The sequence below is a fragment of the Solirubrobacter soli DSM 22325 genome (assembly GCF_000423665.1).
GTDB classification, from domain to species: Bacteria; Actinomycetota; Thermoleophilia; order Solirubrobacterales; family Solirubrobacteraceae; genus Solirubrobacter; species Solirubrobacter soli.
This window is the reverse complement of record NZ_AUIK01000027.1, coordinates 88,566-108,670: the sequence shown is the minus strand read 5'-3', so window position 1 is coordinate 108,670 and position 20,105 is coordinate 88,566. Positions and strand designations below refer to the sequence as shown.

At 71.1% G+C, this 20,105-nt stretch carries 23 protein-coding genes and 1 pseudogene; 5 read left to right on the top strand and 19 right to left on the bottom strand.

The genetic code is table 11. The features are described from left to right. The first annotated feature begins 55 nt into the window (after window positions 1-55). On the top strand, window positions 56-1,465 hold the full coding sequence (locus G569_RS50605; protein WP_053226800.1) for an MDR family MFS transporter: 1,410 nt from the start codon (window positions 56-58) through the stop codon (window positions 1,463-1,465). On the opposite strand, the gene G569_RS0122175 is transcribed toward G569_RS50605, so the two are convergent. Genes G569_RS0122175 through thyA form a run of 3 tightly spaced genes read right to left on the bottom strand, consistent with a single transcriptional unit; the run spans window position 1,446 to window position 3,260 of the window. After that, on the bottom strand, window positions 1,446-1,889 hold the full coding sequence (locus G569_RS0122175; RefSeq protein WP_028065044.1) for an HIT domain-containing protein: 444 nt from the start codon (window positions 1,887-1,889) through the stop codon (window positions 1,446-1,448). The genes G569_RS50605 and G569_RS0122175 overlap by 20 nt on opposite strands. Beyond that, window positions 1,882-2,355 (bottom strand): dihydrofolate reductase, encoded by a 474-nt coding sequence (locus G569_RS0122170; protein WP_028065043.1) that lies wholly within the window; start codon window positions 2,353-2,355, stop codon window positions 1,882-1,884. The genes G569_RS0122175 and G569_RS0122170 overlap by 8 nt, the downstream gene beginning before the upstream one ends. Beyond that, complete coding sequence (thyA, locus tag G569_RS0122165) at window positions 2,352-3,260, bottom strand: thymidylate synthase (protein ID WP_028065042.1); 909 nt, start codon at window positions 3,258-3,260, stop codon at window positions 2,352-2,354. Before thyA ends, G569_RS0122170 begins: the two co-directional genes overlap by 4 nt. Window positions 3,261-3,319: 59 nt before the next feature. Between thyA and G569_RS58635 the strand changes: the two genes are divergently transcribed. Next, window positions 3,320-3,901 (top strand): adenylyltransferase/cytidyltransferase family protein, encoded by a 582-nt coding sequence (locus G569_RS58635; RefSeq protein ID WP_053226798.1) that lies wholly within the window; start codon window positions 3,320-3,322, stop codon window positions 3,899-3,901. Beyond that, window positions 3,898-4,713, top strand: a complete 816-nt coding sequence (locus G569_RS58630; protein WP_053226797.1) for a deaminase — start codon at window positions 3,898-3,900, stop codon at window positions 4,711-4,713. The genes G569_RS58635 and G569_RS58630 overlap by 4 nt, the downstream gene beginning before the upstream one ends. On the opposite strand, the gene G569_RS58625 is transcribed toward G569_RS58630, so the two are convergent. Then, complete coding sequence (locus G569_RS58625) at window positions 4,638-5,339, bottom strand: class I SAM-dependent methyltransferase (protein ID WP_169542217.1); 702 nt, start codon at window positions 5,337-5,339, stop codon at window positions 4,638-4,640. The genes G569_RS58630 and G569_RS58625 overlap by 76 nt on opposite strands. A gap of 58 nt (window positions 5,340-5,397) precedes the next feature. Then, entirely contained in the window at window positions 5,398-6,039 is a 642-nt protein-coding gene (gene trhA / locus G569_RS50585) for a PAQR family membrane homeostasis protein TrhA (RefSeq protein WP_037498205.1), read from the bottom strand. A 109-nt stretch (window positions 6,040-6,148) separates the two neighbouring features. Between trhA and G569_RS50580 the strand changes: the two genes are divergently transcribed. Continuing rightward, window positions 6,149-7,783 carry a putative bifunctional diguanylate cyclase/phosphodiesterase gene (locus tag G569_RS50580; protein ID WP_053226795.1) on the top strand — a complete coding sequence of 545 codons (1,635 nt, stop codon included), beginning with the start codon at window positions 6,149-6,151 and terminating at the stop codon, window positions 7,781-7,783. Here G569_RS50580 and G569_RS50575 read toward each other — a convergent pair. The 10 genes and pseudogenes from G569_RS50575 to G569_RS62835 form a co-directional block, all read right to left on the bottom strand. Next, window positions 7,772-8,761: an ABC transporter substrate-binding protein gene (locus G569_RS50575; protein ID WP_084285367.1), complete on the bottom strand. Its 990-nt coding sequence runs from the start codon at window positions 8,759-8,761 to the stop codon at window positions 7,772-7,774. The two genes, G569_RS50580 and G569_RS50575, sit on opposite strands and share 12 nt — an antisense overlap. After that, entirely contained in the window at window positions 8,758-9,549 is a 792-nt protein-coding gene (locus G569_RS50570; RefSeq protein WP_064750417.1) for an ABC transporter permease, read from the bottom strand. The genes G569_RS50575 and G569_RS50570 overlap by 4 nt, the downstream gene beginning before the upstream one ends. Next, complete coding sequence (locus tag G569_RS0122125) at window positions 9,525-10,232, bottom strand: ABC transporter permease (protein WP_028065041.1); 708 nt, start codon at window positions 10,230-10,232, stop codon at window positions 9,525-9,527. The genes G569_RS50570 and G569_RS0122125 overlap by 25 nt, the downstream gene beginning before the upstream one ends. After that, entirely contained in the window at window positions 10,229-11,239 is a 1,011-nt protein-coding gene (locus G569_RS50565) for an ABC transporter ATP-binding protein (RefSeq protein ID WP_037498202.1), read from the bottom strand. The genes G569_RS0122125 and G569_RS50565 overlap by 4 nt, the downstream gene beginning before the upstream one ends. Window positions 11,240-11,299: 60 nt before the next feature. Continuing rightward, window positions 11,300-12,040 carry a type 1 glutamine amidotransferase gene (locus G569_RS0122115; protein WP_028065040.1) on the bottom strand — a complete coding sequence of 247 codons (741 nt, stop codon included), beginning with the start codon at window positions 12,038-12,040 and terminating at the stop codon, window positions 11,300-11,302. After that, window positions 12,033-12,746, bottom strand: coding sequence for a class I SAM-dependent methyltransferase (locus tag G569_RS63950; protein WP_028065039.1), 714 nt, complete (start codon window positions 12,744-12,746; stop codon window positions 12,033-12,035). The genes G569_RS0122115 and G569_RS63950 overlap by 8 nt, the downstream gene beginning before the upstream one ends. Then, a complete protein-coding gene (locus G569_RS0122105) occupies window positions 12,743-14,155 on the bottom strand; it encodes a Mur ligase family protein (RefSeq protein ID WP_053226793.1) in 1,413 nt (470 codons plus the stop codon). Before G569_RS0122105 ends, G569_RS63950 begins: the two co-directional genes overlap by 4 nt. Continuing rightward, window positions 14,152-15,060, bottom strand: a complete 909-nt coding sequence (locus G569_RS0122100) for a diacylglycerol/lipid kinase family protein (protein ID WP_028065037.1) — start codon at window positions 15,058-15,060, stop codon at window positions 14,152-14,154. Before G569_RS0122100 ends, G569_RS0122105 begins: the two co-directional genes overlap by 4 nt. Window positions 15,061-15,291: 231 nt before the next feature. Beyond that, window positions 15,292-15,426, bottom strand: a pseudogene (locus G569_RS66440) (transposase); the annotation flags it as partial. A 326-nt stretch (window positions 15,427-15,752) separates the two neighbouring features. Further along, window positions 15,753-16,550: an HAD-IIA family hydrolase gene (locus tag G569_RS62835; protein ID WP_053226792.1), complete on the bottom strand. Its 798-nt coding sequence runs from the start codon at window positions 16,548-16,550 to the stop codon at window positions 15,753-15,755. A gap of 24 nt (window positions 16,551-16,574) precedes the next feature. Between G569_RS62835 and G569_RS62830 the strand changes: the two genes are divergently transcribed. After that, complete coding sequence (locus tag G569_RS62830; protein ID WP_169542216.1) at window positions 16,575-17,279, top strand: peptidylprolyl isomerase; 705 nt, start codon at window positions 16,575-16,577, stop codon at window positions 17,277-17,279. Here the strand turns inward: G569_RS62830 and G569_RS64675 are convergent. The 4 genes from G569_RS64675 to G569_RS0122070 all read right to left on the bottom strand — a co-directional run bounded on the left by G569_RS64675 (window position 17,266) and on the right by G569_RS0122070 (window position 20,077). Further along, window positions 17,266-17,838, bottom strand: coding sequence for a methylated-DNA--[protein]-cysteine S-methyltransferase (locus G569_RS64675; protein WP_028065036.1), 573 nt, complete (start codon window positions 17,836-17,838; stop codon window positions 17,266-17,268). The two genes, G569_RS62830 and G569_RS64675, sit on opposite strands and share 14 nt — an antisense overlap. Continuing rightward, window positions 17,835-18,299: an RNA polymerase sigma factor gene (locus G569_RS0122080; RefSeq protein ID WP_037498297.1), complete on the bottom strand. Its 465-nt coding sequence runs from the start codon at window positions 18,297-18,299 to the stop codon at window positions 17,835-17,837. The genes G569_RS64675 and G569_RS0122080 overlap by 4 nt, the downstream gene beginning before the upstream one ends. 72 nt (window positions 18,300-18,371) lie before the next feature. Continuing rightward, a complete protein-coding gene (locus tag G569_RS50550) occupies window positions 18,372-18,950 on the bottom strand; it encodes a hypothetical protein (RefSeq protein ID WP_245602533.1) in 579 nt (192 codons plus the stop codon). A gap of 68 nt (window positions 18,951-19,018) precedes the next feature. Continuing rightward, a complete protein-coding gene (locus G569_RS0122070) occupies window positions 19,019-20,077 on the bottom strand; it encodes an enolase-like domain-containing protein (protein WP_028065034.1) in 1,059 nt (352 codons plus the stop codon). Between the last annotated feature and the right edge of the window lie 28 nt (window positions 20,078-20,105).

Genomic DNA, 20,105 nt, shown 5'->3' with positions numbered 1-20,105 from the left:
TCACGCATCGTATCTCGCCGATACACCGTATCGATTTTGCGATACGGTGTATCGGATGGCTTCCGAAACCGCTCTCCGACAGGACGACGAGACGGGCCTGACCCCGGAGCTGCTGAGGCTCTCCGGCGTTCTGCTCGTGGGGGCGATCGCGGCGATCCTCGACACGACGATCGTCGCCGTCGCGATCGACCGGCTGGGGGAGGAGCTCGGGACGACGATCTCGACGATCCAGTGGGTGTCGACCGGATACCTGTTGGCGTTGACGGTGGCGATCCCGCTCACCGGTTGGGCGCTGGACCGGTTCGGCGGGCGCCGGATGTGGTTGCTGTCGCTCGCGGGCTTCCTCGGCGGATCGGTGCTGTGCGGACTCGCCTGGTCACCGGAGAGCCTGATCGCGTTCCGCATCCTTCAGGGGCTCGGGGGCGGGATGCTCGTCCCGCTGATGCAGGCGATCCTCGCCCAGGCGGCGGGCCCGCGGCGGATCGGGCGGGCGATGGGGGTCGTCGCGATCCCCGCGCAGCTCGGCCCGATCCTCGGCCCGGTCGTGGGTGGGCTGATCCTCGACGGCGCGAGCTGGCGCTGGATCTTCTTCGTCAACGTGCCCGTGTGCCTCATCGCGCTGGCGCTCGCCTGGCGCTTGATGCCGGACACCCGCTCCGAGGGCCGCTCGTCGCGGTTGGACTTCCTCGGCCTCGCGCTGCTGTCGCCCGGGCTCGCCGCGATCGTGTACGGCTTCTCGCAGGCGGGCCACGCGGGCGGCTTCGCCACGGCGGGCGTGCTCGTCCCGCTCGCGCTCGGCGCGGTCCTGCTGGCGGCGTTCACGATCCACGCGCTGCGGACGACGATCCAACCGATCATCGACGTCCGCCTGCTGCGCGTCCCGTCGTTCGCCGCGTCGTCGGGCCTGATGTTCGCGCTCGGGGGATCGTTGTTCGGCGCGATGTTCCTGCTGCCGCTGTTCGAGCAGGTCGCGCGTTCACGCAGCGCCCTCGAGGCCGGGCTGCTGCTGGCCCCGCAGGGCGCCGGCACGATGGTCTCGATCGTCATCGCCAGCCGCCTCGCGGACAAGGTGGCGGCGCGCCCGATCGTGCTGGTGGGCCTCGCGCTGTCGACGCTGTCGACGATCCCGTACGCGCTGGTCGAGCACGGGACGAGCGAGGTGCTCCTCGGCGCCGCGCTGTTCGTCCGCGGCGTCGGTCTGGGCCTGGCGCTCGTGCCGACGATGTCGGCCTGCTACGCGGACATCCCGCGCAGCGCGATCCCGCGCGCGACGGCGTCGATCCGGATCATCCAGCAGATCGGCGGCTCGCTCGGCACCGCGATCCTGGCCGTGATCCTCCAGAACGCGTTGACGGGCGGGAGCGACCCCACGGCGGCGTTCGGCGACACGTTCTGGTGGACGATCGGCCTCGCCGGTGTCGCCCTCTTGCCGGCGATGTGGCTTCCTAGCCGGCTCGCTCGCTGACCCGGAAGCGCACGGTCTTGACCGGATCCGGGCCGAGCGCCACGAAGTGCACGTGCAGGTGGGCGACGCTGCCGCCGTTGAGGCGCATGTCGCCCGAGCGCTCGACGGTGGCGGTGGCGAGCGGGTCCAGCTGGGCCTTCAGGCGGCGCTTGATCGCCCACAGCTCGGCACCCGCCTCGTCCGGCAACTCGTCGAAGGCGACGACGTGGCGCAGCGGAACGATCAGGTAGTGGGCGACGGTGCCGGCGTACGGCCAGTCGTTGCGCTTGTAGTACCAGTGCTCGCCGGTGTACTCGACCGGGTTGGTCTGGTACGTCGCGACGTGCTCGGGGCAGAAGACGCAGCGGCCGGCGGCCTCGTGCTCGCGCATCCGCTCGGACTGGTCGTCGTGGCGGGCGGCGTCGAGGTAGTAGAGGTCAGCCACGCTCGTAGGTGATGAAGCTGAAGCTGTGGCCGTTCTCGGCCTCAGGCTCCGAGACCTCGACCGCCCGCCAGCCTCCCAATTCGGGGAAGAACGTGTCGCCCTCGACGTGCGCGTCGATCTCGGTGGCGTAGACGCGGTCGGCGACCGCGAGCGCCTGCTCATAGGTCGTGCCGCCGCCGATCACGAAGCAGTCGCCGTCGCAGGCCGCGAGCGCGCTCGCGAGGTCCGGGAAGACCTCGGCGCCCGGCGCGACGAAGCCCGGGTCACGGCTCAGCACCAGGTTGCGGCGGTTCGGGAGCGGCCGGAAGCGATCCGGCAGCGACTCGTATGTCTTGCGGCCCATCACGACGGCGTGGCCGCTCGTCAGCTCGCGGAAGCGCCGCATGTCGGCGGGCAGGTGCCACGGCAGATCGCCGTCGCGGCCGATCACGCGGTTCTTGGAATGCGCGACGACGCAGGCGATCACGTCAGCACCGGGATGCCCTTGATCGCGGGATGCGGGTCGTAGTCGGTGAGCTCGAAGTGCTCGGCGCGGAAGTCGTGGATGTCGGTGACGCGCTTGCCCGCCTCGGACAGCGACAGCGTGGGGAGGCGGCGCGGCTCGCGACCCAGCATCTCGTCGACCGCTTCCAGCTGGTTCACGTAGATGTGCGCGTACTGGATCCAGTGGACGTATTCCACGAACTCGTAGCCGATCAGGTGCTCGATCATCAGGCCGAGCGCCGTGTACTGCGCCATGTTGGACGGCACGCCGATCGGCGTGTCGCCCGAGCGCTGGTTGTGGATCAGGTGCAGCTTGTCGTCCAGAACCAGCGCGTGGATCCAGCCGTGGCAGGGAGCGATCGTATTGCGCGACTTGACGCCCGCCTCGCGATGGTTGGCCTGCGGGATCCACGGACTCATCACGGCCGTGCGGTCCAGCGGCAGGTCCTTCAGCTTCTTGATCAGGTGGGGGAGCTGGTCGAACCCGGGGTCGTCGCCGTCGAGGTCGGTGGTGAAGTTGTGGAACGCGTGCCCGTAGGAGCCCGGGCCGAGGTCCCCGGCCTGCAACCCACGCGAGCCGGACTTCTCGGGCGTCGCCCACGCGTCCCACCAGTCGCAGCCGAACTCGCGCAGCTCGTCGAGCGTGCGGGCGCCGTTGATGAACGCGCACAGCTCGCCGATCGCCTTGTTGACGAAGCCCTTGATCGACCGCTCGGTGATCACCGCGGCTCCGTGGGCCATCGGGAAGCGCATCTGCACGCCCGCGACGGCCAGCGCGTCCTCGCCCTGCTTGGTGTGCACGTGGACCCCGTCGTCGCGGATCGTCCGGAGCATGTCCTGGTACTGCGTGCTCGGGCGGCGCGCGGCGAAGGGTCGGTAATTGGGCACTGATCCAGTCTGGCGAAGGCGCCGGTCGGACCTCGGCTTTGTAAGGTCATTCCTTCGCTATGAGCGGCGGCATTCTCAGCACCGAGGCGAATTTCGAGGAGCGTCTGGTCACGACGCTCGACGAAGTGACGCGCAAGGTCTCGCATCTGCGCGGGCTCGACTACAAGATCGTGCTGACTTCGGGCTCGTTCGACCTGATCCACCTCGGGCACGTCAAGTACCTCCAGCGGGCCAAGGAGTTCGGCGGGATCCTGGTCGTGGGTGTGGACTCGGACGCCAAGATCCGCCGCCGCAAGGGCGACGACCGTCCGATGGTCCCGCAGGAGGAGCGGCTGGAGATGCTGGCCTACCAGCGCCCGGTCGACATGATCTACCTCAAGGACGACGACGAGCCGCGCTGGGCGCTGATCAAGGCCGTCGCGCCGGACGTGCTCGTGCTCACCGAGGACCACTCCTACACCGAGGCCGAGCAGGAGGAGCTGCTGACCGTCGTCGGGCGGATCGAGGTCGTCTCGCGTCAGGCGTCGGTCACGACCTCAGAACGTATCCGCCAGATGTACATGCACATGGGCGACCGCCTCGGCCCGAAGCTGGCCCAGGTCCTGCCCGGGCTGATCGACGACATCCTGCGCCGGCCATGAAGGCCGTCGTGGCGTACATCCCGGTGCTCCACGAGGGGTACCGGCGCTTCCTGCACGCCCACTCGCATCCGGTCCACCTGATCGGGCCGGAGCTCTACACGGACTATCGCCCGCTGGCGAAGGACATCCGCGCACTGACGCCCGAGGAGGTCGCGCCGGCGCTCGCGGCGTGGGGCCTGGAGGTCCATATCCTCGATGAAGCCGCCGCCCGCGCTCTCGCCGAGCAGAACCCCCAACTGATCCTGCCCGCCGAGGACGTCAGCTACCAGGTCGTCGAGCGGTTCTTCCCACGCGCCGAGGTCCTCTACGACACCGCGTTCCTGCGCTGGGACAAGCCGCGCGTCGTCGCGCTGAGGCCCCCGAGGCCGGACCGCGTCATCGACGAGCACGACCTCCCGGCGCTGGCCGAGGCCCAGGCCGAGCACAGCATCGACTTCTGGCGCCAGGTCGGCGCGGCGATCCGCTTCGCGGACGGCACCGTCGAGGCGACCCGCAACGAGCACCTCCCGCACCCGCAGTCCCCGTACGCCGTCGGCGACCCGCGGTCGAACTTCTTCAAGGGCGTGCACCTCGAGCTGAGCACCGCGATGCACGCGGAGGCGCGCCTGATCGCCGCCGCCGCCCGCGCCGGCCGGTCGACCCAGGGCGCGGAGATCTACGTGACCGACTTCCCCTGCCCGCCGTGCGCGAAGCTGATCGCCGCGAGCGGCATCGCCCGCGTGCACTACCGCACGGGCTACGCGGTGCTCGACGGGGAGGACGTGCTCGGCGCCGCGGGCGTCGAGGTCGTGAAGATCGCCGTCAGCGTGTGACGCTCGTAGACGGCGCCGTGCATGTCGCCGTCCTTGCGCCGCGCCTGGGAGTCGACCAGCTCGAACCCGGCGAACTCGTGGCGCAGCTCGTCGAGCGTGAACAGCACGCTGCCCACGCCCACGACCGGGTCGACGACCGCGTGCGGCCAGGCGTGGGCGTCGCCGAGGAGCGGGCAGGAGCCGTAGTAGCCGTCGGTCGGCTCCGCGAGGTGCAGCACGACCCGCCCGCCCGGAGCGAGCACCCGCTGCATCTCGTCGCGGTACTCCCGGCGCGCGTCCGGGTGGACGACGTGCTTGTAGACGAAGATGTCCAGCAGCACGTCGATCGAGCCGTCTCCGACCGGCAGCCCGTCAGCCAGGTCGTGGACGAGGAACTCGGCGTCGCCGCCGCGCTCGCGGGCGCGCTCGATCGCCGCGGGCGAGCGGTCGAACCCGGTCATGCGCACTCCCTGCGCCGCCGCGTAGAGCGTGTTGCGGCCGGTTCCGCAGCCCACGTCGAGGCCGCGCGCGCCGCCCACCCCGCGCGAGAACGCCCAGACGACCGCGCCCGACGGCTCGTGCCGATAGCTCGACGGCACGCCGCCGTCGCCCTCGTACTCCGCGTCCCAGCCTGTGTTCACCGACACCACACCCGGGATGCCCGAAACCGCACGCTCGGTGCCGCGCTGCCCGTTGCCGGGCTCCTCATGACACCACGATCCAGCCCGCCATGGCGACAAAATGTGCCACAGCGGCCAGGATCACGAACACGTGGAAGATCTCGTGGAAGCCGAAGGTGCGCGGCCACGGGTTCGGGCGACCCAGCGCGAAGATCACCGCGCCGGCGGTGTAGAGCAGGCCTCCGGACGCGATCAGGACCAGCGGTGCCAGCGGCAGCGCGTCCTTGAGCTGCGGCACGCAGAGCAGCGCGACCCACCCGAGCAGGACGTACGTCGCCGAGCACAGCGCCCGCGGCGCGTTGATCCAGGCGACGCTGAACACGACGCCCAGCGCCGCGCCGATCCAGACGACCCCCAACACCACCCACTTGGTCGCGCCGTCGAGGATCAGCAGCGCGACCGGCGTGTAACAGGCCGCGATGAACACGTAGATCGTCGAGTGGTCGATCCGGCGCAGGATCGGCCGCCAGCGCGGATGCCAGCGCCACCGGTGGTACAGGCCGGAGCCGCCGAAGAGCGCGCACAGCCCGACGCCGTAGACGGCCGCGGCGACCCGCGGGACCCCGCCGGGCGAGAACGCGATCAGCAGCGCGGCGGCGACCAGGGCGCACCAGAACGCGTAGGCGTGGGTGACGCCTCGCAGCTTCGGGATGTCCAGGCCGTCCATCGACCAAGTATTCCCGCTGACCACGGAAATGAGACACCCCGTCCGTCTAGCTCAACCGGTTAAGTTCTGCGCCATCTCCCACTCGGACGACATCGACACGAAGCTGCGCGTGAGCGAGGAGCGCCTGCGGGCGGTGTTCGCCATGCTCGAGGCAGGCCTGCTGGTGGTCGACCGGACCGGGCAGGTCGTCGAGGTCAACCCGGCCGCCTGCGCGATGCTCGGCATGGAGCGCGAGGCGCTGGTCTCCGACCCGCGCTGGTGGGAGCGGTTCCAGCTGCGCTACGAGGACGGCAGGCAGATGGAGCCGGGTGGGGAGGAGACCCCCGGGTATCGCGCGATGCGCCACGGCGAGCCGGCGCGCGACGTGCAGGTCTCGATCACGCGGCCCGCGGGCGACGTCGTGTTCGTCAGCGCGAACTACCAGCCGCTGCGCGACGGGCTGCTGATCAGCATGACCGACCTGACCGAGGGGCGGGCGCTGCACGAGCGCGTGATCCAGCAGGCGCTGCACGACCCGCTCACCGGGCTCCCGAACCGCCTGCTGTTCACCGAGCGGCTCGAGCAGGCGCTCGCGCGGCCGATGCGGCGGCGCGTGGCGGTGCTGCTGCTCGGCCTGGACCGCTTCCGCGCCGTCAACGACGCGCACGGTCACACCGCGGGCGATGAGGTCCTCACGCACGTCGCGGAGCGCCTGCGGGCGCGGCTGGACGCCTCGCAGGCGCTCGCCCGCTTCGGCGGCGACGAGTTCGCGATCCTGTCCGAGATCGAGGACGAGCGAGAGGCGGCCGCGCTCGCCCAGCGGCTGCTCAGGGCGTTCGAGTCGCCGGTCAACGACATCTTCCTCACCGCCGCGGTGGGCGTCGCGGTCGAGGCCGAGGGCGGCGACGCCGACCTCGTCCAGGGCGCCGACAACGCCCTACAGCGGGTCAAGGGCCGCGGCGGCGGGAGCTACGAGATCTTCGACCGCGCGATGGGCGGCCGGCTGCGCGACCGGATGAAGATCGAGGACGGGCTGCGCCGTGCGATCGAGCGCGACGAGCTGCGGCTGCACTACCAGCCGATCGTCGACGTCGAGCGCGAGCGACGCGTCGTCGCCGTCGAGGCGCTCGTGCGCTGGCAGCATCCCGAGGAGGGTCTGCTCGCCCCGGGCCGCTTCCTGCCCGCCGCCGAGCAGGACGGGCGGCTGATCTCGGCGATCGGCCAGTGGGTGCTGCACCAAGCGTGCTTGGAGGTCATGCACTGGCCGCCCGACGTGCGCGTCAGCGTCAACGTCGCCGCGCGCGAGCTGGGCGAGCCGGCGTTCGTGGACCGGATCATCGGCACGATCGCCGCCGCGGGCGTCCAGCCGAACCGGATCGCGCTGGAGATCACCGAGACAACGCTGATGGAGGGCGGCGAGGCGTCGATCAGCGGGCTCGAGGCGCTCTCGGAGTACGGGCTCCAGCTCCACCTCGACGACTTCGGCACGGGCTACAGCTCGCTCACCCGCCTCGCCCGCCTGCCGCTCTCGGGCATCAAGCTCGACCGCGGGTTCGTCGCCCGCGCGGAAGGCGAGCGAGGACGGCGGATCATCGAGGCGGCGCTCAGCATCGGCCGCGCCGCCGAGCTGGGTGTCGTCGCCGAGGGCGTCGAGACCGAGGAGCAGCTCGCGCTGCTGCGGGGCTGCGGCTGCCGCTACGTGCAGGGCTACCTGCTCGGGCGGCCCGCACCGCCCGAGCAGCTCGCACCGCGGCTACTTCACTAGGCCGGTCTCGCTCAGGTACTCCTTGGCGACCTCGGCCGGTTCCTTCTTGTCGAGGTCGACGCGCGCGTCGAGCTCCTGCATCGCGTCGTCGGTCAGCGGCTTCTGGATCTGGTCGATCACCTTCGCCAGGTCCGCGCCCGCCTTGTCAGCCGTCTCGGTCTTCATCAGCAGCGTCGGGTTGTAGGGCGGGAACATGCCCTTGTCGTCCTCGAGCAGGACTTCCTTGTTGCGCTTGATCTGCGGGTCGGTCGTGAACACGATCGAGACGTCGGCGCGGCCGGAGCTGAGCACCTCGTGCCGCTGCTCCGCGGCGACCGGGACGAACTTCTTGAACTTCAACCCGTAGACCTCCTGCAGGCCGACCAGGCAGTCGATGCGCTTGCGGCACTCGGGCGTGCCGTAGAGCGTGAGCTGATCGGCGACCTTGCTGAGGTCGGAGATGTTCTTCAGGCCGTACTTCTGCGCGGTCTCCTGCGTGACGGCGACCTCGTTGGAGCTGGTGAACGGCGTGGGCGGGAACGCCGTGATGCCGTCGGCCTCGAACAGGCCCTTGAGCTGCTCATAGGCGGCCTGCGGGTCCTTCGGCAGGTCGGCCGCGTCCTTCTTGTAGAACGCGGTCAGCGCGGTGCCGGTGTACTCGGGGTAGGCGTCGATCTGACCGCCCTTCAGCGCGGCCAGCGCCGTGTCCTGGTCGCCCAGGTTGAGGTCGGTCGACGTGTTGTACCCGGCGGCCGCGAGGCCCTGGGCGTAGATCTCGCCGAGCACCTTCTGCTCGGTGAAGTTCTTCGAGCCGATCTTCAGCGAGATCGCGCTGTTGGCGTCGTTCTTGGCGATCTGGCCCGTGTCGGCGGCCGTCTCGGTGGCGGCCGGCGTCGGGGCCGATCCAGATGATGCGGGCTTGTCGTCGCCGCCACAGGCGGCGACGAGCATGGTCGCGGCCGCGAGCGCGGCGGCCACGGCGGTCGGAGTTCTTCTCATGGGGCGGTCTGAATCCTCCTCTTGGTAAGACCGAAGCGTGCTCGCGCGCGGCCCTCCGCGCCACGCTCGAGCTTGATGCCGGCCGGCGTCACGGCGCGTTGGACGGCGGAAAGGCCGACCTCGGCAGCGATGGCCAGGACGGCGACGATGATCGAGGCGCCGATCCGGCCCTCGGTGCCGTAGACCGAGTAGGCCACGAGCGGGTCGCCCAGCGTGACCACGCCGACCAGCGGCGCGATCGTGGCGGTGGCGATGACATTGACGGTCGAGGTCTTGATGCCGCCGAAGATCAGCGGCAGCGCGAGCGGCAACTCGATCGTGCGCATGATCTGGACGCTCGACATCCCCATCCCGCGGGCGGCGTCGACCGCGTCGGGGTCGGTCTGCTGCACCCCCACGTAGGTGTTCGTGAGGATCGGCGGGATCGCCAGCAAGGCCAGCGCCAGGGTCACGTTCAGGAATTCGGGGCTGCTCGGGAAGAACGCGATGAACAGCGCGATCAGCGCCACGCTCGGCACCGCGCGCCCGACGTTGGAGACCGAGATCGCCAGGAACGAGCCCTTGCCGGTGTGCCCGAGGATCACGCCGAGCGGCAGCGAGACCAGCAGCGCGATGCCCATCGCCGCGCCGCACAGCTTCAGGTGCTCCCAGATCAGCGGCAGGTTGTGGCTGCCGCCGACGGGTGACCCGCGCTGGTGCTCGCGCGAGGTGAAGATGAAGCTGATCGCGTCGCCGAACTGGCCCAGGGCGGCGAAGGTGTGCGTCATCGCGCCGCCGCCCGCGTCCACGGCGTGAGCAGCTTCTGGAGCGCCAGCACGAGCAGGTCGAGCACGACCGCCAGCAGCACGCACAGCCCGCCCGCCACGACGACGTTGGACTGGAACTGGGTGTCGGCGAAGATCGCCTCGCCGAGACCGCCGGCACCGGCCAGGAAGACGAGCGCGGTCAGCCCGACCGTTGTCGTCACCGCGATCCGCAGCCCGGCCATGATCTCCGGCAGCGCCAGCGGCAGCTCGACCTTCCAGAGCAGCTGACGCTCGGTCAGGCCCATGCCGCGGCCGGCGTCGCGGGCGTCGGCGGGCACGCCGTCCAGGCCCGTGATGATGTTGCGGAAGATGATCAGCAGCGAGTAGGCGACCAGCGCGATCAGCGCCGTGACCTTGCCGCGGCCGGTGATCGGCAGCAGCAAGAAGAACACCGCGACGCTCGGCAGCGTGTACAGGATGCCGGTGATCTGGGTGATCGGCGGGATCAGCCACCGCCGCCGGTGCGCGAGCAGCGCGAGCCAGAAGGCGATGCCGAAGCCGATCGCGACCGCGATCAGAGTCAGCTCGATGTGCTCGATCAGCGGCTGCTTGTAGCGGTCGAGGTTGTCGGCGATCCAGCTCGGGCAGAAGCCGTTGTTCTCGACGCAGGACGGACCGGTGTCCTGGCCGCGGATCTTCAGCTGGGCGAGGACGGTGACGATCACGCCTTCTCTCCGTGCGCCAGGCGGGCGATCGTGTCGACTGACAGGGAGCCGAGGGCGCCGCCATCGGCGTCGACCACGCGGCCGTGCAGCTCGCCCTGGCCGAGCAGCTCGGACAGCGCGGTCCGCAGCGGCGTGTCGACCGCGATCTCCGGCCCGCCGTTGGCGCTGCCGAGCGAGGCTCGCGGGATGTCGGAGACCTTCAGGAGCGCGAGCCGCTTGAGCGCCCGGTCGGCGCCGACGAAGTCCTCCACGAACGGGTTCGCGGGGTGCAGCAGGAGCTCGGCGGGCGGCGCGTACTGGGCGAGCTTGCCGCCCACCTGCAGCACGGCGATGCGGTCGCCCATCTTGATCGCCTCGTCGATGTCGTGGGTGACGAAGACGACCGTCTTCTTGACCACGGCCTGCAGGCGCAGGAACTCGTTCTGGAGCCGGTCGCGGTTGATCGGGTCGATCGCGCCGAACGGCTCGTCCATCAGCATCAGCGGCGGGTCGGCGGCGAGCGCGCGGGCGACGCCGACACGCTGGCGCTGGCCGCCGGAGAGCTGCGCCGGGTAGCGGCCGCGCATGTCCTGCGGCAGGCCGATCAGGTCCAGCAGCTCCTCCACCCGGGCCTCGACCTGGCGCTTGTCCCAGCCGAGCAGCTTCGGGACGGTGGCGATGTTCTCCCCGATCGTCCGCTGCGGGAACAGGCCGACCTGCTGGATGACGTAGCCGATGTCGCGCCGCAGCTCGTCGACGTCGCGGTCCTTGACGCTGCGCCCGCCGACGAGGATGTCGCCGCTGGTGATGTCGATCATCCGGTTGACCATCCGCATCGCGGTGGTCTTCCCGCAGCCGGACGGGCCGACGAGCACGCAGATGTCCCCGGCGGGGACCTTCAGCGAGAGCGCCTCGACTGCGGGGCCGTCGGTGCCGGGGTACTGCTTGGTCGCCGCGGCGAACTCGAGCTCGGTCGCCTCGCGGTAGCCGGACGGCCCCTCGGGCTGGGCGGTGTTGGGTCTGGTCAAGAGGAAGTCCCGGGGAGGGGGCGCCGGATGCTACCCCACCGGATTGATGGTCTTCTGCGGTCAGATTCCGGCGGCGCGGCGTGCAGCCTCGTGTGCAGCGGCCTCGAGCGTGTCGTCCAGCGGGGCCAGCTCGCCCGGGTCGCGGCGCAGCGCCGTGGCCGTGAGCCAGTCGGCGAACCAGCTGTTCTTGGGCAGCAGGGGACCATGCAGATAGGTACCGACGACCGTGCCCTCCGGACCACCGCGGATGCCTTCGAACCCGGAGCGGCCGTCGTTTCCATGACCCTTCAGAACCCGGCCGAGTGGGCGCTCCGCCGCTCCCAGGCGGGTGCGGCCGCCGTGGTTCTCGAAGCCGGCGAGGACCTTCGGGAGCCCGCCGAGGTCGACCTCGATCGCGACGTTGCCGATCAGCCGCGGCCCGTCCTCGCGGACGGTCTCGAGGTCGACGAGGCCGACGCCCGGAAGCCGCTCACCTCCGAGTTCGTACGCGTGGCCGAGCAGCTGGTAGCCCCCGCAGACGGCGAAGACGACCTTGCCGGCGGCCGCGGCGGCGTGCAGCGGGTCGCGCTTGATCGTGGCCAGGTCCTCGGCGCACAGCGCCTGGTCGCGGTCCTGCCCGCCGCCGATGTAGAAGAGGTCGTGCGCGTCGGGGTCGAGCGGGTCGCCGAGGCCGGCGCCCGAGAGCTCGAAGCCCAGGCCGCGCCACTCGCAGCGCTTGCGCAGCAGCTGCAGGTTGCCGCGGTCGGCGTAGATGTTCATCAGGTCGGGGTACAGCGCGCAGACGCGCAGCGCGTCAGCCACGGAAGACCACCACCTGGCTGGCGACGTGCTCGGGCGTCTCGGGGATGTGCAGCAGCTCCTCGGCCTCCAGGCCGTGCTCGGCGGCCTCCACGGCGAGCCCGCCGGGGGTCACGATCTGGAGGCGGATCGTGTCGTCGAACGTTGCGCGCTCCCCGTCGGGTCCGACCATCTGGCGGATCCGCTCGATCAGCACGTGGTCGTCGTTGACGCGGATCGCGATCGGCTGGGAGATGTAGGTCCAGCCGTCTGCCTGGCCGAGGTCGGGCGTGGGGAGCGGCGGCGCGCCGTCATAGGGCTCGAGGTCGGTGGCGATCGCGACCGCGACGCGCCCGCCGGGGGCCAGGGCGCGCCTGGCGGCGGCGAAGAAGCCGCCGCGCTCGGGGAGCAGCTGGATGGTCTGCATCGGGACGGCGACGAGGCTGACCGGCTCCGGGAGGCTGAAGTCCGCGGCGTCGGCGGTGATCGTGGCGACGTGCACGCCGGCGGCTCGGGCTCGTTCTTCCAGCGTCTCGAGCAGTCCGGGGTCGAGGTCGAGCGCGGTCACGTCGTGGCCGGCCCCGGCGAGGGCGAGCGCGACGCGGCCGGTGCCGGCGCCGACGTCCAGGACGCCGTCCTGCGCCTGTTTGGCCAGGTCGAGCCAGAGCGGCATGTCGGCGTCGTAGCTGCCGCACTCCACGTCGTGCCACATGACGTCGTCGCGGCTCACTGGGCCCAGTACGCCTTCACTTGACCGCGCTTCGTGAGCAGATCGCGCAGCTCCAGCAGGGCGGTGTAGGTGGGGACGACGTAGAGCGGGCCGTCGCCGTCTTGCAGCGCCGCGTCGAGGCCCTGCTCGAGGTCGTCGACGACGTGGATGCGCTCGACCGGCAGCCCCGCGTACTTCATCCGCAGCGCGAGCTCGGCGGCGCGGGTCCCGCTGGCGGTGAAGCGGCGCACGCGGCCCACGAGCAGCTCCCAGTCGGCGTCCCAGACCCAGCTGACGTCGCGGCCGTCGGCGGTCCGGTCGTTGAGGACGCCGAACAGATCGAGCTCGCGCTCCTCGAGCGCCAGGGTGCGGAGGACCTCGTTGGCGCCGGCGGGGTTCTTGACCAGCAGCAGCGAGGCGGGGCGGCCGTCGAGGTCGAGCGTCTCGGCGCGGCCGAACGCGGGCGCGACGGCCTGCAGGCCCTCGACCACGTGGTCGAGCTCGACGCCCAGGCTGAGCGTGAGCGCGGCCGCGCCGAGCGCGTTGTAGACGTTGTAGAGGCCGGGGAGGGGGAGCTCGACCCGCCGCCCGTTGAGGGTGAACGCGGCGCTCTTGATCCCGCGCAGCTCGACGTCGGTGGCCACCACGGACGGCTCGGGGCGCTTCTGGCCGCAGTTCGGGCAGTGGTAGTGGCCGAGGTGGGCGAGGTAGACGGCCTCGTAGGTGTAGGCGTGGCCGCAGCGGCGGCAGTGCTTGGAGTCTGAGGCGTGCTGCAGCTCAGGGAGCGCGAGCGAGTCGTCGTCGACGCCGAAGTAGACCGCGCCGGGGACGGTCACGGCCTCCGGCCACGGCGCTTTCGCGCCGGGCTGCGGCACACGGCCGAGGTCGGCGACGAGCGGGTCGTCCGCGTTGAGCACGAGCGTCGACGTCCGGCCCACCTGCCCGGCCACCACCGCGGCCCAGCGGTCGGCGATCGTCTCCAGCTCGCCGTAGCGGTCGAGCTGGTCGCGGTAGAGGTTGCCGAGCAGCATCGCCCGCGGCTCGAGCTCCTCGACCACCGGCCCGAGCCAGAACTCGTCGACCTCGAAGAGCCCGAAGTCCCCGGTCAGTGCCCGCCCGCCCTTGCGCGAGGCGCTGGCGAGCGCGCTCGCGATCCCGCCCGCCATGTTCGCCCCGGCGCGGTTGTGGACGAGCCGCGCGCCGGTCCGCTCGAGGATCGAGGCGACCATCGCCGCGGTCGTCGTCTTGCCGTTGGTGGCGGAGATCACGACGCTGCCGCGGTCGAGGTTCTTCGCGAGGCGCCCGATCGCGTGCGGCTCGACGCGGGTGAGCACCTTGCCCGGCAGCGACGTCCCCCCGCCGCGGCCGGCCGTGCGCGCGAGCGTTCCGACCGCCTTCGCGGCGGCCACACCGGCGGCGAGGCGCATCATCGCGGCGCCACCACCCGCAGCGCGCCCGGCAGCGCCCGCACCGTCGCGGGCAGCTCCGCGATCGGGTCCCCGTCGGCGTAGGCCGTGAACGGCCGGTCCGCACGGAACGTGATCTCGCGGCCCTGGACGAGCTGCACCGCGGGGTGCTCCAGGTGCGTCCCCTTGAACACGCGGGGAAGGCCCTGCAGGTACGCGAACTTCGACTGCTTGGCGATCAGGACGACGTCGAGCAAACCGTCATCCAGCTTGGCATCCGGCGCCAGGAACATCCCCCCGCCGAACACCCCGGAGTTGCACACGGCCACCGAATAGCCTGTAAACGAGCGGGTTTCGCCGTCGATCGTGAGCTCCCACTCTGCGACCTTGTACGTCAGCAACGCGCGCAGGGTCGCGTAGGCGTAGACGTTCGTCCCGAGCTTCAGCCGCGTCTCCAGCGCGATCCGGTTGACGTCCGAGTCGATCCCCGCGCTCGCGATCCCGAGGAAGCACTGGCCACTGCCTCGCGCAGAACGCTCATCACCGCTTCGCTCGACCTCCGCCAGATCGATCCGCCGCTCCTCGCCGCTCTGCAGCAACTTCGCGGCCTCGGCGGGCTCGAACGGGACCTTCAGCTTGCGCGCGAAGTCGTTCCCCCGCCCACCGGGGATCACGGCGAGGAGCCCCTTGCCGCCCTTGAGCTCGCTGGCGATCGCACCGGTGATCCCGTCGCCGCCCATCGCGGCCACGATCTCCTCATTGGCCGCCGCCTCCCGCGCCAGCTCGCGGGCATGGTCCATCGACGTCGTCCTCTCGACGCGGAACTGCCGCCCCTGAGACCGGAGCTCCGCCTCCACACCGGGCAGCAGCTTCAACGCCCGCCCGGCACCGGCATGGGGATTGACGATCAGGCAGACAGGGCCGTCCATTGCGGCGGGGAGGCTAATGGGTGGGCGGGACGCCGTGACGTCGCTGGAGCGAAGCCGGGATCCTGAGGCGCTTTCGCTGCTTCTGGAGCAGGTGCCAGAGGTGGCGTTTGAGGCAGCGGATGGCCTGTTCGGTGCTCTTGCCTTCGGCGCGTTTGCGGGCGATGTAGTCCTGGGTTTCGGGGCGGCAGCGCAGGCGGGTGACGGCGATGCGGTGGATGGTCGCGTTGATCGGGCGGTAGCCGCCGCGGTGGGCGCCACGCCGGCGCTGCGTGCGAGCTTGGCGTCGGTGGCGAACCGGCCTGCGCCAGCGATCTCGCCGACGAGTTTGGCGGCGGTCAACGGCCCGAGGCCAGGTTCGCAGAGCAGTTGCGGTGCGATGCGGTCGACCAGGTCGGCGATCTCGGCCTCGAGTGCCTTGATGGTCTGCGAGAGCGCGACGCGCTGGCGGGCGAGGCGCTCGCGATGGTCGATCAGCAGCCGCAGATCGAGTGCGGTCGGAGTTGCCCCGCCCGCGTGGCTGGCGGAGAGCTTCGGCCGTCAGTTTCGTCGTCACGCGCAGGACCCGCTCGCCGCGCGCGATCAGGAACCGTTCGGGGGTGTGTTGCTGAGCTCCCGCATAGCGAAACAAGAGCAACACACCCCCACATGCGCGCCACGTCGACCGCTCGTTTGTGTGCGTTAACGTCCTCGATTCACTCGCCTAGCACGAGATCGCCCAACGAATCGGCGACGAAGGTCGGGCGGGGTTGGGCGGCGTCGGCCTGCTCGCGGGTCGTGGCGCCGGTCAGGACGAGGGCGGAGTCGAGGCCCGCGCGGCGGGCGCCGGCGACATCGACGTCGAGGCGGTCGCCCACGCCGAGGGTGCGGCCGTCGCCGAGGCGGTCGAGCGCTGCCGCGTACATGACGGACTCCGGCTTGCCGACGACGGCTGCGGCCTTGCGCTCGGCCGCGACCTCGATCGCCGCCAGGATCGCGCCGGAGCCGGGCCAGAGGCCGTCGGGCATCGGGAAGTTGACGTCGCGGGTGGCGCCGATCAGCTCGGCGCCGCGGATCACGGCCTGGGCGGCGACCCGGATCTCGTCGTAGACGACGTCGTCATGGGCGGCGACGACCACGACGTCGGCGCGGGAGGCGAAGGGGGTGTTGTTGACGACGCGCAGGCCGGCGTCGGCGACGTGGTCGACGAGGGCCTGGGCGCCGACGACGAAGGCGGTGCCGGTGTAGCGCTCGGCGAGCCAGAACTGGACGGCGGCGCCGACGCTGAGCACCTCGTCGAGCGAGGCCTGGACGCCGAGCTTCCAGAGCTTGCGCACGAACCCCTCGGGCGGGTGGCGCACGTCGTTGGTCAAGAACAGGACCTTCTTGCCCTCCTCGCGGAGGGCGGCGACCGCTTCGGCGGCACCGGGAAGGACCTCATCGCCGACCCAGACGCAACCGTCGAGGTCGAGGAGGACGTTGTCGTACGGACGGAGGCGAGGGGTGAGTGGCACGCGGCGGCATTATCCTTGCCCGCCGTGCCACGACTCCTCGCCGTCCTCATCGCCTCCCTCGCCCTCGTGACCGCCGCGTGCGGCGACGACTCCGGCAGCGAGGCCACCGCCACCCCCACGCCGACCGAGGAAGCCGCCTCGACCCCGGCCGCCAACGAGTTCCTGCCCGAAGGGTGCGAGAACGTCGAGAAGCCGGCGCCCAAGCAGGTGGAGGGCATCGAGAAGCCCACCGAGAAGCTCAGCAAGTCCAAGACCTACGTCGCGACGATCTCCACGACCTGCGGCGACATCGAGATCACGCTGGACTCCAAGCAGTCACCGATCACCGGCGGCTCGTTCAAGTACCTCGCCGACAAGAAGTTCTTCGACGGGACCACGTTCCACCGCATCGTGCCGGACTTCGTGATCCAGGGCGGCGATCCGGCGGGCGACGGCACGGGCGGCCCGGGGTACTCGGTCGAGGAGGCGCCGAACGAGAACCTCAAGTACACCAAGGGCGTCGTGGCGATGGCCAAGACCGGCGACGAGCCGGCGGGCACATCCGGCTCGCAGTTCTTCATCGTCACCGGCGAGGGTGCGGCGTCACTGACGCCCGACTACGCCTACCTGGGCAAGGTGACCAACGGCATGGACGTCGTCGACAAGATCGGCGGCATCCAGGCGGACCCGAACTCGGGGATGCCCGCCGCCCAGGTGATCATCAAGTCGGTCACCGTCAAAGAGTCCTGACGCCCTCGAGGGTCAGGAGCGTCTCCTTGCGCTCCGGCCCGCCCGCGTAGTTGCCGAGCTTGCCCGTGCTCGGCAGCACGCGGTGGCAGGGGACGACGATCGGGACCGGGTTGCGCGCGCACGCGGTCCCGACCGCACGCGACGCCCGAGGGTTGCCGGCGCGGGCGGCGAGCTCGCCGTAGCTGACGGTCGACCCGCGCGGGACCGAGCGCAGCTCCTCCAGCACCGCCCGCCGGAACGGCGCGTGCGCGAGCCGCAGGTCGACGGGCAGCGACAGCGTCGTCGCGTCGCCCTCGAGGTACTCCGACAACGCGTCCCGCTCGTGGGCGAGCTCGCGGTCCGAGCCGATGACATTCGGGCCGAGCGCCGACGCGACCTCCGCCAGCACGCGATCCTCCGCCTCCTCGGGGAAGGCGATCCGGACGAGGCCGTCAGGGCCTTGGACGACCAGCAGGCGGCCGAGCGGGGAGCTCAGGCGGGTGAAGACGGCGTCGGCGAGCCCTTCGCGCACCGCGGCGGCGGCGACGGACTCGAGCAGTGATTCGGGCAGGGGGGTCATGCGAAGCTCTCCCGGAGGGTGCGGACGGCGGTCGAGACGCGCTGGCGGGCCGCGACCTCTGAGCAGCCGAGCTCGGTCGCGATCCCCTCGTAGTCGAGGTCGTCGACGAAGCGCAGCCGCAGGGCGGTGCGGGCGGTCTCGTTCAGCGGGGCGATCAGGCTCTCGAAGGCGCCGTCGTCGTACGCGTCGAGAGTGGCTTGTGCCGGCGGGTCATCGGTGACCACCTCACGCTTGCGCGAGCGGTGGTGATCCATGGCCGCCGAGGTGGTCACGCGGTAGAGCCAGGCGCGCAGGTGGTCGGCGTGGCGGAGCTTCGGGTAGGCCCGCAGCGCGCGCAGCAGCGCGTCCTGCAGGACGTCCTCGGCCTCCTCGCCCGCCAACCGGCGCGCGTGGACCAGCAACTCGTCGCCGTGGGTCTCTACGAGCGTCCAGAACGGTGGCAGCACGTCCGTGGAACGCACGGCCACCGCAAACTGTGAGCTATCGCAATCCAGGTCGGATGATCGGGGTGGGGCGGAGGGGCTGCGTCGCCTTTATTTCCTGCCGCCGAACGCGGCAGCGCGTTGCTCCGCGGCTTTCGCCCGCGCCGTGCGCTGCCGGCGCCGGCCCACGAACGCCAACACGCCGAGCACCACCACGACCAGCAGGAAGCCGTAGAACCAGGCCGTGTTGCCCGGATGCCAGCCCAACGGGAGCGCGATCAGCTGAATGATCCCGAACCCGATGCAGATCACGAGGATGATCGCCAGGATCACCAGCAGGACGCCGCCGATCCGGCGCGGAAGGCCCGCGGACGGCGGCGGCGCGATCACGCCCATGATCCGCAGCATCAGCAGCTGCCGGTTCGTCGGCGGGGTGCCGCCGAGCTTCTCGGTGGCGACCTTCAGGTCCCCGGCGCGGCGCTCGGCCAGCGCCAGCGACGCCTCGGCCATCCGGCGCAGCTGGAGCCGCTCCTGCGGGCGCGAGGCCGCGATCGCGACGCGGAAGTGCTCACGCGCCTTCGCCGCGTCCATGCGTTCGGCCGCCCGCGTGCCCAGGATCGCCTGAGCCGCGGCCTTGAACCGGGTCTCCTTCTCCAGCTCCTCGTCGGAGCGGCTCTCGAGTTGCTGCATCGCATTCAGAGCCGACTTGGACTCCATGCGGACTTGGCGTGGCTTGGGCGGCATGGCGAGCTCTCAGTTTACGCGGCGAAGGCAAAGCCGCGCGAGGCCGGGACCACGGTCAGCGGGCTGGCGGGAAGACCGGGCTCCGGCTCGAGCGCGTCGTACCCGCCCGGGGCGATGTCGTTGGGGGCGTTGGGATGGAAGAGCGCGGCCAGCAGCTGGATCTGCTCGCGGCCGACGCCGAGCTCGTACTGCCCGCCGCCGTAGGCGCCCATCCCGCGCTGCTCGCAGAACTCGTAGCCCTCGAAGAGCGCCTTGACGCTGCCGAACCGCGACGGCTTGAGGTTGACCGTTCGCGGCATCACCGGCGCGTCGAGGATGTCCTGGACGGAGTGGATCGGGGCGTCCCAGGTGATCCGGGCCTGATGGGCCGCCAGCGCGCTGCGCGCCTCCTCGCCGTCGAGATCCGGGTCCTCGAGCCAGGCGTCGGGGAACGACTCGGCGATGTGCTTGTAGAAGGCCGGGTCGGTCTCGACGTCGACCACCGTGCCCTTGTAGGCGCCCTTGAAGTCGATCGAGTCGACCGCGCCGGTCTCCTGCAACTGGCCGATCAGCTCCTCGGGCCAGTCCGGGGTCGCGTCGAGCTTGAAGCGCAGCGCGGGGTAGACGGCGAGGCGCTGGGCGACGGGCGCGATCGTCGGCGGCGTCCCCATCCGCGAGGAGACCACGAACGTCACGGGCTCGGGCACACGGCCGACGGCCTCGTGCAGCGACGTTCCCGCCTGGCGCAGCGCGAGATCCAGCGCCGCCGACTCCAGGCCCCAGCGGCGGTACGAGCGGTAGACCGGCTGCTCGGGCGTGTAGCCGGGGAACGTGTCGAGTGTCGCCAGGTGCTCGGAGAAGGAGTCGAACGTCCACTCGCCGGCCAGCTCGAGCACCGGGCCGGCGGACTGCTGGGCGTCGTGCGCACCCGGCTCATACGTCACGTCCTCGCCGCGCCCCTCCTCTCCGGCGCCGGACAACACGAAGATCGTGGACTTGCGTTCGAAGCCCGAGGAGACCGTTCGGGCGAGGCCTTCGAGGGCGTACGCGTCGATCTTCAGTGGGAGCTTTGCGACGGCGTCGTAGAGGGACATGGCCGACCAAGGTACCCTCCCCGGCCGC

What these genes read in the sequence shown, in the direction of transcription:
- G569_RS0122105 (WP_053226793.1), bottom strand. Translation starts at nt 14,155, where the DNA reads ATGATGCGCCTCGCCGCCGGTGTGGCCGCCGCGAAGGCGGTCGGAACG.
- G569_RS64675 (WP_028065036.1), bottom strand. Translation starts at nt 17,838, where the DNA reads ATGACCCCCCTGCCCGAATCACTGCTCGAGTCCGTCGCCGCCGCCGCG.
- G569_RS0122100 (WP_028065037.1), bottom strand. Translation starts at nt 15,060, where the DNA reads ATGGACGGCCCTGTCTGCCTGATCGTCAATCCCCATGCCGGTGCCGGG.
- G569_RS0122070 (WP_028065034.1), bottom strand. Translation starts at nt 20,077, where the DNA reads ATGTCCCTCTACGACGCCGTCGCAAAGCTCCCACTGAAGATCGACGCG.
- G569_RS50550 (WP_245602533.1), bottom strand. Translation starts at nt 18,950, where the DNA reads ATGCAGCAACTCGAGAGCCGCTCCGACGAGGAGCTGGAGAAGGAGACC.
- G569_RS58635 (WP_053226798.1), top strand. Translation starts at nt 3,320, where the DNA reads ATGAGCGGCGGCATTCTCAGCACCGAGGCGAATTTCGAGGAGCGTCTG.
- trhA (WP_037498205.1), bottom strand. Translation starts at nt 6,039, where the DNA reads ATGGACGGCCTGGACATCCCGAAGCTGCGAGGCGTCACCCACGCCTAC.
- G569_RS58630 (WP_053226797.1), top strand. Translation starts at nt 3,898, where the DNA reads ATGAAGGCCGTCGTGGCGTACATCCCGGTGCTCCACGAGGGGTACCGG.
- G569_RS50605 (WP_053226800.1), top strand. Translation starts at nt 56, where the DNA reads ATGGCTTCCGAAACCGCTCTCCGACAGGACGACGAGACGGGCCTGACC.
- G569_RS50575 (WP_084285367.1), bottom strand. Translation starts at nt 8,761, where the DNA reads ATGAGAAGAACTCCGACCGCCGTGGCCGCCGCGCTCGCGGCCGCGACC.